The sequence below is a fragment of the Occallatibacter sp. genome (assembly GCF_036502485.1).
Taxonomy (GTDB): Bacteria; Acidobacteriota; Terriglobia; order Terriglobales; family Acidobacteriaceae; genus Telmatobacter.
In genome coordinates this window covers 34,395-44,650 of the sequence record NZ_DASXYM010000063.1, presented here as the reverse complement: position 1 = coordinate 44,650, position 10,256 = coordinate 34,395, and the positions used below count along the sequence as shown (strand labels likewise).

Annotated in this window: 6 protein-coding genes; 3 read left to right on the top strand and 3 right to left on the bottom strand. The window is 63.3% G+C overall.

The genetic code is table 11. From position 1 onward, the window contains the following. Positions 1 to 329: 329 nt before the first annotated feature. Entirely contained in the window at positions 330 to 1,277 is a 948-nt protein-coding gene (locus VGL22_RS09850) for a DMT family transporter (RefSeq protein WP_465266740.1), read from the bottom strand. A gap of 143 nt (positions 1,278 to 1,420) precedes the next feature. Here VGL22_RS09850 and VGL22_RS09845 point away from each other — a divergent pair, with 143 nt between their 5' ends. Together VGL22_RS09845 and VGL22_RS09840 are read left to right on the top strand one after the other, a co-directional pair. Then, positions 1,421 to 2,761, top strand: coding sequence for a hypothetical protein (locus VGL22_RS09845; protein WP_465266739.1), 1,341 nt, complete (start codon positions 1,421 to 1,423; stop codon positions 2,759 to 2,761). A 67-nt stretch (positions 2,762 to 2,828) separates the two neighbouring features. Continuing rightward, positions 2,829 to 3,566, top strand: a complete 738-nt coding sequence (locus VGL22_RS09840; protein WP_465266738.1) for a Stp1/IreP family PP2C-type Ser/Thr phosphatase — start codon at positions 2,829 to 2,831, stop codon at positions 3,564 to 3,566. A 66-nt stretch (positions 3,567 to 3,632) separates the two neighbouring features. Here VGL22_RS09840 and VGL22_RS09835 read toward each other — a convergent pair whose 3' ends face one another. Together VGL22_RS09835 and VGL22_RS09830 are read right to left on the bottom strand one after the other, a co-directional pair. After that, the gene (locus VGL22_RS09835) at positions 3,633 to 5,387 is read right to left on the bottom strand and encodes an MFS transporter (RefSeq protein ID WP_465266737.1); all 1,755 of its coding nucleotides are present in this window, start codon (positions 5,385 to 5,387) and stop codon (positions 3,633 to 3,635) included. 154 nt (positions 5,388 to 5,541) lie between these two features. Continuing rightward, positions 5,542 to 6,435 carry an ROK family protein gene (locus VGL22_RS09830; RefSeq protein ID WP_465266736.1) on the bottom strand — a complete coding sequence of 298 codons (894 nt, stop codon included), beginning with the start codon at positions 6,433 to 6,435 and terminating at the stop codon, positions 5,542 to 5,544. A 176-nt stretch (positions 6,436 to 6,611) separates the two neighbouring features. On the opposite strand from VGL22_RS09830, the gene VGL22_RS09825 reads away from it, so the two are divergent. Beyond that, complete coding sequence (locus VGL22_RS09825) at positions 6,612 to 10,208, top strand: glycosyl hydrolase 2 galactose-binding domain-containing protein (RefSeq protein WP_465266735.1); 3,597 nt, start codon at positions 6,612 to 6,614, stop codon at positions 10,206 to 10,208. The last annotated feature ends 48 nt before the right edge of the window (positions 10,209 to 10,256 follow it).

Below are 10,256 nucleotides of genomic sequence, written 5' to 3'. Positions count from 1 at the left end.
GAGCTCTGCGCCGGCCGCGCACAGATGTCGTTTGACAATCTCTTTTAATCTGACCCTGATCTTTAAATAAGTACCAATCGCCCACGCACATAACTGAGGGGGTTAGATGCTGGATTGTGAATTCTGGATGACAAGCGGGGGGGGGTGGGCAGCGACGCGCGGGTGAGGTGGCGAATGCTTGCTCGGATCAAGGCTCAGTTGTTTGAATTCGCAGCTTATCGGCAGGACGGAACACACCGTGGAAGAGGCCGTATCAGTGGCCCGTTCGGATTGAGTTTTCCGCAGCCTGTGATGCGTGCCGTTGTGACAAAGCCCTGTGGTGGTCGGAATCACTCGAGGATGACGGGGGGGTCGGGTTGGTGTTTGCGGGTGGTGAGGGTGATGGCTGCGCCGAGGATGAGGGATCCGCCGACCCAGGCGAAGGGGCCGAGGTGCTCGCCCAGCAGCCGCACGCCGAGGAAGGAGCCCATTGCGGGCTCGATGTTGAGAAATACGCCGGCTCGCGATGTGGGCACGTGATGGATGCCCCAGTTCCAGAGCAGGGTAGTGGTGGCGGTGCAGGCCAGGCCGGAGGCGGCCAGGGCACCCCAGGCCTTGGGGCTGACGTGCGTGAAGGGGACGGGGGCACTGTGGTTGGGAAGCCAGTGGATGAGCACGCGGGGGCCAAGGATCCAGGCAGCCAGCATGACCGTGCCGGCGAGCAGGGTGTACGCGGTGACCACGGGGGGACTGTGCGTTTCCATCAGCTTTTTGCTGAGCAGCACCCAGGCGAGGGAGAGGCACAGAGAGAGGACGACGAGCAGATCGCCATGGAGGGTAGGCTGGCCGCGTGACGGATGCCCGTGGGTGCCGCCGAGCACGATGAGCCCGGCGCCGATGCTGGAGCAGCACAGCGCCACCCAGCCGAGCAAGTCCAGGCGCTCCGCGGCGAACAAAGCGGCTGCTCCGGCCAGCAGCACTGGAAGGGTTCCGACCATCAGGGAGGCGTGGCTGACGGTGGTACGGGCCAGCCCATGGAACTGCATGAGGAACTGCAGGGGTACGCCCAGAAACGCGGAGATCAGGAGCATGCGCGTTTCGGCCCAGGTGAGGCGTACGCGATGGGTCAGAGCCACGGGCAGGAGTCCCGCACAGGCGAAGAAGAAGCGGTAGAGCACCATGTACTCGACGCTCATCTCATTCATGGCGATACGGCCAAAGAAGAAGCCGGTGCCCCAGAGGCAGCCGGCCAGCGCGCACGCGCCGTAGCCCAGCCACATTGTTCGCCTGCTTGTCATTGGGGCGTTGCGGTTCATTCTTTCTAACTGTCGCATACGGCGAGCGGGGCAGCGGTCAGCCGTCAGCGGTCAGCTCTCAGCTTTGGGATAGGGGGGAGGCGGGCGCCTGACAAGGGGCGATGGGATGGGCGAGAATAGTTGCAATGGCGAAGCTGTATTTTCCAGCGCGCGTGTGGACCGGAACGGCAGCGGGGCTGGTGATGGCCGCCTTGCTGGTTGCGTGCGCGCCGGGTGCGGGAGGGCAGGGTGTGCTGCCCAAGGGCCTGTTCGCTTCAAAGAAGAAGAGTGCTCCTGGGTCTTCAGCGCAGGTGCGTTCCACGGTGCCGCCGGCCTATTCGATTGCCGGGGAACCGCTGGGATTTTCGCCGCCGGCCGCTTTCTACCTGGGCATGCGCACTTCGCTGATGTCGCTCGATTTTCTGGACGAGGACCGGCTGCTGTTCACATTTCGCGTGCCGGGCCTGATCCATCGCACCACGCGTAATGAAGAGACCGAGAACCAGCGCAAGGTGCGCGCCGTGGTGCTGAAGCTGCCGCAGGGAACCGTGGACGCGGAGGCGGTGTGGACCCTGCATGATCGCGGACGCTATCTCTATAACCTTGGCAACGGCCAGTTCCTTTTGCGCGACCTCGATGCCATTCAGATCGGCGACGCGGCTCTGCAACTGAAGCCATTTTTGCAGTTTCCGGGCCCGGTGGAGTGGGTAGAGATGGATCCTTCGCGCCACTACCTGGTGACGGGTTCGACGGAGCCGCCGACGCAGGCGTCGCGTCCGGAGAAGGCTCCAAGCCCCTCGAGGGGCACGGTCGACGTGTTCTCGGACGCGCCCTCTCCGGGGGAGAAGCCCGATCTGGTTCTGCGCATCGTTCGCCGCGAAGACGGGAAGGTGATGCTGGTGAGCCATGTGCATTCGGCCGTGCACCTGCCTATCAATGGCGAGGGGTACCTGGAGCTGCTGCGCGGCACGGGGATGGCGTGGACGCTGAATTTTGATTACTTCTCCGGCGGAAGCGGGGTGGTGGGGAAGTTGGATTCGGCATGCCTGCCCACGCTGGACTTTATCTCCGCGTCAGAAATTCTGGGGACCACGTGCAGCTCAGACGGCGACCCGCGGCTGGTGGCGATGGGGCTAAACGGAAAACGGTTGTGGCAGAACGCCTCGCTGGGGGCGGCAGTGTGGCCTTTGCTGGTGACGAATGCGACGGGAAGCCGGTTTGCGCGGGAGTCGCTGATGGCGAACCATGCGATGAACACGATCGCTCCGCTGGAGCCTGAGGACATCAAGGGGCAGGACGTGCAGGTTGTGGACGCGGCGACGGGCAAGGTGGTTCTGCGGGCGGCGGCCAGCCCGATTTTCGATATTGGCGGCAACGTGGCGATCTCTCCTTCAGGGCAGCGGGTGGCGATTATGATGGATGGAAATCTGCAGATGTTTGAGTTGCCTGCGCCGCCGCCGGTACCCGAGATGGGCATCCAGCATTGACCTGTGAGGCACACTACTGCCCCACACTTAGACAAGCCGTGTACACTTTCTTCCGGGAGAAAAACTTTTGGCCACGGCTGCCCTCCACTACGCTGCTGCTGCGGCCTCCGACCGCGGTCGCAAGCGCGCCAACAACCAGGACGCATTCGGGTTCTCGATCGAGCACGGCATTTACGTTGTGTGCGACGGGATGGGCGGCGCGGCGGGCGGCGAGATTGCCAGCTCCATCGCCGTGGATGAGGTGCTTCAGGTGCTCACTGCGCGGGACCCGTCCGCTCCGATTCCCAAGGTGGCGGAAGACGCCGTGTGCACCGCCAACAATGCCGTATACGCGCGTTCGCAGCGGAATGCCAATCTTTCGGGAATGGGCACCACGCTGGTGGCGCTGGTTGTAGAACAGTCGACGGTGTGGGTGTTCAATGTCGGGGACAGCCGCTGTTATCGGTTGCGCAACGGAAAACTGGAGCAGCTCACGCTGGACCACTCGCTGGTAGAGGAGCAGGTGCGGCTGGGGCGGATGTCAAAGCACGAGGCGCAGCGTTCGCCGCTGCGGAACGTGATCACCCGTGCGGTGGGCACGCAGAATTGCGTGACGCCGGATTGTTTTCAGTTTGAAGCGCAGCCCGGCGACCTGTTTCTGCTGTGCTCCGACGGGCTGACCCGCGAGCTGCCGGATGCGGAGATTCAGGAGCGCCTGGGGGGAGATGATCCGCTGCAGGAGCGGACGGACCGGCTGGTTGAGGCGGCCAACAAGGCCGGCGGCCGGGATAACATCACGTGCATTGTGGTGCAGGCGCGGGTGTGATGTCCAGGTGATCAGGTGATCAGGTGATCGAGTGCTGGAGCACTTGATCACCTGATCACTTGCGCTTCACGCCGTCTCGAAGTGCTTTTCGATCTCCTCGAGGGTCTTGCCTTTGGTTTCGGGCAGGAAGAGCAGAACGGTGAAGAAGTAGACCACTGTGCATCCCACGAAGACGAAGAACATGCTGGCGTAGCCGTGCTTGCCGACGACGGGCAGGAAGACGGCGGCAAGGGTAGTAGAGACGAGCTGGTTGAGGACCAGCGCGACGCTCATGCCGTTGGAGCGGATGCGGGTGGGCATGAGTTCGCTGAGGGCGAGCCAGACGCAGACGCCTGGACCCATCGCGTAGAAGCCGACGAAGACGTAAAGGCAGATGGCCATGAGCCAGCCGTTGGTGGCGCTGGGCACTTGCTGCACGTAGGCGTGATCGATGTGCAGGGGGGCGGTGCGCGCGGCGTCGAGGTTGGCGAAGGGATTGCGGAAGAAGGCTTCGACTTTGCCGCCGGGCAGCGCAGCTTTGCGGTTGACGTCGATGGCCGCGGTGGCGTCGCCGAGGCGAACCGGCGTGGTGCTGCCGGTGAAATCGCCATAGGAGTAGACCACCCAGAGGGCCTGTTCGCCGCCAGGGGTCACGCCCAGGGTGCGGGTTGTCTGCTCATCGAGTCGGAAGGTTAGCTGCTGGTCGCTGCTGATCATCGGCTGCACGGCGCCGGCAACGTCGACGCGATGTCTCTCACTGCGCGTAAACAGCAGGGCGGCGACGGAGAGCGAGACGATGATGCCGGAGGTTCCGACGAGGAAGAGGAACTTGCGCCCTTTGCGGTCCACCAGCGTCATGCCGACCGCGGTAAGCAGGAAGTTCATCATCGTAAACAACACGTAGCCCCAGTGCGCCTGCACGTCGGAGAGGCCGCTGGAGATGAGGATGTCGGTATTGAAGCCGACGACGGAGTTGATGCCGGTGGCGGTGTTGCAGGAGAGGATGACGCAGGCCAGCAGGAAGGGCAGGATGAAGCGGCGCTGGAGCAGGGGTTCGCGGCCGCCCTGGTGGCTGGCGGATTTGGACGTGGCCTGGGAGGCTGTCTCACCCATTTCGCGCAATTCGAGGGCGGCTTGATCGGCAGTGCGGGAGCGAAGGAGGGCGGCGTGTGCCTGATCGGAATTGCCGCGGCGGAAGAGCCAGCGGGGGGACTCGGAGATGAAGAAGCTGCCGAAGACGAAGAACAGGCCGGGAGGCAAGGACATCCAGAAGATGCTGCGCCAGGCGTAGTCTTTGGCGTGGAAGAGGTCGCCGGCAGATCCGGTGCGCGCGACGGCGTCGACGTGATAGCTGACCAGTACGCCGATGATGGCGGCGGCGAAGATGCCGAGGGTGAGCATCCACTGGAAGACGCCGGTGCCGCGGCCGCGCTTCTGGGCGGACAGGCATTCGGCGAGGTAGAGGGGAACGACGACGCCGACGAGGCCGCCGCTCATGCCCTGCAGCAGCCTCCCGAAGAACAGGGCGCTGTAACTCTGCGAAAGCGCGATGACGGGGATGCTGAGGGTGAAGGCGACGCCGCTGACGATCATGAGGGGCTTGCGGCCCATCCAGTCGGCGAGGATGCCGGCAAACAGCGTGGAGAAGACGCTGCCCAGCAAAACCGCGGCAACGATGATGGACAACTCGGCGGGCGTGAGGTGCGAGGTCGCTTCGAGGTAGGGGACGGCGCCGCCGACGATGCCCACGTCGATGCCGTAGAGCAGGCCGCCGAGGCCGGCGACGAGCAGCAGAAAGCGGTTGTAGCGAATGAGCTTGTTCTCTTCAGCAATGGCGGGCATCAGCGGAACTCCAGAAGACGTGGTTGCACTCGCGGCGATTCGCAGATAAGAGAATTGCGCACGCGCGGCGCATGGGCCGCCCGAAAGAAATGGGTGGCGTGGATTCTCGTTGCAAGCTTACAACAGCGGAAGGGCGGACGGTTGCGGCCCGCCGTTACGTGGAGATGGAGACCGCGGGCGCTTTGCGGACCTCGCCGAGCTGGTCGCGCCAGAAGTGCGCCGCACCCACCAGGGGAGCCTGATCCCATAGCGCCGATTGGACGAGGCAGAAGCCAAGCCCGGAGATCTCCTTTTCCGCAGCGGGGAGGAACAGCCAAGCCGAACGTGCGATGCCGCCGCCGGCGACCACCATGTCGGGCCGGAAGGGCGCCACCACATCTCGCAAAACCTGGCCGAGGTGGCGGCCAAAGGTCTCGAATACCTCGCGCGCGTCATCCTCTTTGTCGGCCGCCGCGGCGATGGCGGATACCTCGAGGTCGCTGCCCGTGCGAGCCAGGTAGTCGGATTTCACGGCGCGCGTCGAGATCAGGTCTTCGACTGTGCCATCGCCGTAGGGGTAGTCCCAGATCTCGCCGCCGGGAGGCACGCCTTCTCCTTCGCGCACCTGCACGCCATCGATGGCAAATGCGCAGCCGATGCCGGTGCCGAGGGTGAGCCCGACGGCACGTTTGGCGCCTTTCACCGCGCCTGCGCCCACCTCACCGAGCAGGTATGCACCGGCGTCGTTGAGAAAGCGGAACTGGTCCCGGTTCCAGCCGAAGCGATCAGCGAGTGCGCCCCGCAGGTCTTTGCGATAGAGGGCAGTCAGCTTGTGCTCCATGAGGCTCATGCCGGTCTCGCAGTCGAAGGGGAAGGGAACTGCGAGCGACGCGCCCGCGATGTCGGTCTCGCCGTTTGCGGCCTGCGTGCCGAGGCGATGCAGAAGGTCAGCGAATGCCTCGAACGTATCGATGCCCACCAGGGAAGCGTCTTGGGCGCGCACCACTCGCAGATTGGCAAGGTCGATGAGGCCTGCGCTCACGTGGCTGCCGCCCACATCAAAGGTCAAAACAAAGTTGCTACCAGGTGTACTCAGTCCAGGGCCGCCTCTCAAACCGAAAAGTTTGATCTCCGATTGCATAGGTAAGGCGCGGGTCTCTCTGCCTGTTGGCGTTTGAGCACGCACCAATTTGATCGATGATAACGGTATCATGGCGGCGGCACGGCAGGATAGGATGTACGCGCATGAAAAATTCGTGTCAACGCAACTCGTTCGCCTTGAAGCTTGGCCGCGCGGCGGCCGTTTGCACCGTGATGATTTCGGTTATGGCATCGTGCCCTGCGCGCGCGCAGCAGATCCCGCAGGAAGTATATGGGCCATGGAGCGCCGTGATTCTGCCGGATGGGCCGGGGCTGATGGAGCCGGCGCCCGGCGAGTGGGGCGGGCGCTCGAAGGTGTCGACGCTGCCGTCGGGGATTCTGGCGGGGGACGCCCGATGGACGCTGGCGTTCTGGTTCAACGCCGCTGACCCGGCGAGCCGGAACGGATTGACGCTGCTGGCGGGCATCGGCGATCCAGGCGCGAAGGATGCGCGCTTTGTGGCATTCGTGGATGGCCGGCTGGGTTTGTGGCTGGGGCGCGGACAGGAGCGCTTTGTTACGGCGGGCACGGGCGTGAGCGAGGGATGGCACTTCGTCGTGGCGAGCAGCGACGGGAGCACGGTTACGCTCTACGGCGACGGTAGGGCGGTGGCGTCGTCTGCCTACTCGCAGGGCAATGTCGCGGCGCAACTGTGGATGGCTCCCGCCGCGGGCGAGCATCACTTTGGAGGAAAGATTGCGTACCTCAGGGTCTACGACCAGGTGCTGACGGCTGCGCAGGTTCAGCAGATGGCGGCCGAGATACCGGATTTTGATCTGCCGCAGTATACGGAAGCTTCGGCGCACTGGCCGGTGCAGACGCGGGGGATGGCGGGACAGCTTGAGCCGCAGGATCCGTTGACGCTGCCGCGCAGCAACGCCGCGCCCCAGAAGCCGATTGCCAGGCCGCTTACCGCGGAGGAGCAACAGACGCGATTGGAAGGCGGCAATCCGTGGACGATTCGCGGCGGCTGGAAGCTGGCAGAGGCGGATGACATAAAGGCGAGTGGCGCGGAGATTTCAAAGCAGGGATTCGAGAGTTCCAAACCACGCGGCGGACAGCGCAAGATCGATCATTGGCTGCCGGCGACAGTACCCGGCACGGTGCTGACCACGCTGATCGACCGCGGCATCTATCCCGATCCTGATTACGGGCTCAACAATCTCGCGATTCCCGACAAGCTGGCGCACCAGGACTACTGGTATCGCGTGGAGTTTCCCTCGGCGATAGAGACTGGCGGGCGGCGGATGACGCTCACCTTCAACGGCATCAATTACGCGGCGGAGGCCTGGCTCAACGGTCACAAACTGGGCGATGTGACAGGCGCGTTTATCCGCGGCAGCTTTGAGGTGACGGACGAGCTGGCGACCAGCGGCATGAATGCGCTGGCTGTGCGCGTGAGCCCGCCGCCGCATCCCGGGCTGGCGCAGGAGGAGTCGATCAAGGCGGGGCCGGGAGAGAACGGTGGAATTCAGATGCTGGATGGACCGACGTTTGGCGCGACGGAAGGATGGGACTGGATCCCGACCATTCGCGACCGCAACACCGGCATCTGGCAGGATGTGACGCTGACGGCGGAAGGCCCGGTCAGCGTGGGCGATGTGAACGTCATCACCACCTTGCCCAAGCACGACAACAGCGAGGCGGACATTGAAATTGAAGCTCCCCTGGTTGATACGAATGACAAGGGCGTGGAGGGCGATCTGACCGCCAGCTTTGACGATGTGAAGGTGACGAAGCACCTGCGCATCGGCCCCGGCGAAACCGTGGTCAGGCTCAGCGCCGCGGAGTATCCGCAATTGCGCGTGACGAACCCGAAGCTATGGTGGCCGAACGGCTATGGCGATCCTGCGCTGCACCACCTCGGCGTAAGTTTTGCGGTATCCGGCGGGCCGGCGAGCTCGACACAGTCGATCGACTTTGGCATGCGCGAAGTGAGCTACGAGCTGTCACTGTTTGACGCGACCGGACATTTGCGCCGGGTTGAGGTGCTGCCCAGCCGCACGCATGATGAGGGGCTGCCACTCATCGATGAATCGCACAAGGGCATTCGGCAGATCGAGGATAGAACGCCGAACCTGGCTGGGCCCGGCGAAAAGCTGCCCGACTGGATGAAGCATGCGTGGGTGCACACGCTTGCGAGCGGAGCCGATGGTTCCGCGTCCATTCGGCCGGTAGAAGGCGAGTGGCCGGGCACCGATCTGGTGATCAAGGTGAATGGCGTGCGCATTGCGGCGCGCGGGGGCAACTGGGGCATGGACGACAGCCGCAAGCGCGTTTCCGTGAAGAATCTGGAGCCGTACTTCCGCCTGCATCGGGACGCGCACGTCAACATGATTCGCAACTGGATGGGCCAGAACACGGAGGAGAGTTTTTACGCTCTTGCCGACAAGTACGGCCTGATGGTGTGGAACGATTTCTGGGAGTCCACGCAGACTTACAACCTTGAAGCGCAGGATCCGCAACTGTTCCTCGCCAATGCACGGGACACCATTCTGCACTTCCGCCATCATCCATCGATTGTGTTGTGGTGCGGGCGCAACGAAGGTGTTCCGCAACCGATTCTCAATGAAGGTCTGGCCGCGCTGGTGCGCACGCTCGATCACACGCGCTATTACACCGGCAGCTCGAACCAGGTGAACTTGCGCAACTCTGGTCCATACCAGCTGCAGCCGCTGGAGACGTACTATCGCATCAACCGCGGTTTCAGCGTGGAACTCGGCATTCCCAGCGTGCCCACGCTTGAGGGCATCAAGGCGTTCATCCCCGAGCCGGACCGCTGGCCGATCTCTGACACCTGGGCTTATCACGATTGGCACCAGTTAGGAAACGGCGCGGTGAAGCCATTCATGGATACGATGGCGCGCGAGTTTGGTGCGCCCGCGAATCTTGAGGACTTCGAGCGCAAGGCGCAGATGATCGATTACGCCGCGCATCGCGCCATCTTCGAAGGCTTTGCCGCGCACCTGTGGCAACCCAACTCCGCGCGCATGATCTGGATGACGCAGCCGGCCTGGCCGTCGACGGAGTGGAATTTCCTAGGCCACGATTACGATACGCAGTCGAGTTTTTACGGTACGCAGAAGGCATGCGAACCGGTGCACGCGCAACTTAGTCTTGAGGACAACACGATCGACCTGATCAATCTGAATGCAGCGCGGACGTTGAAGGTGCGGACGCGGGTGGTTGGGCTGGACGGGAAGATGCTCAGCGATGAAACTGCGCCGGTGCAGGCTGCAGCGAATGCGCGCACTGCGGTGGGCAAGCTCGATCTGGATAGGCTCGCCGGCGGTCATGCGGTATTTGTGAAGCTTGATGTGACGGATGCGGATGGCAAGCAGGTGAGCGATAACTTCTACTGGTGGGCGAAGGATGAAGCGACGCTCAAGGAACTGGACCAGCTTTCGCAGGAGAGCCTGACTGCGTCGGTGACTCAATCTGGAGGTGAAGGCAACGGCGAGGCTTCCATCGGGGTCAAGCTCCAGAACACGAGTGCGGTTCCGGCGGTTCTGGCGAAGCTCACGCTGATCGATGAGAAGACCGGAGAACGAATTCTTCCGGCGTACTATAGCGAAAATTATGTGTCGCTTCTGCCTGGCGAAACCCGCGTCGTGACGGTGCAATATCGCTCGGGCAGCGAGAAACCTTCCATCGCGGTGCGCGGTTGGAATGTTGCGAACGCCACGATTGCGGTGAAATAAAAATCGGGTCGCGTCCGGGGGGATCGCGACCCATTGCTGCTTCTCCAC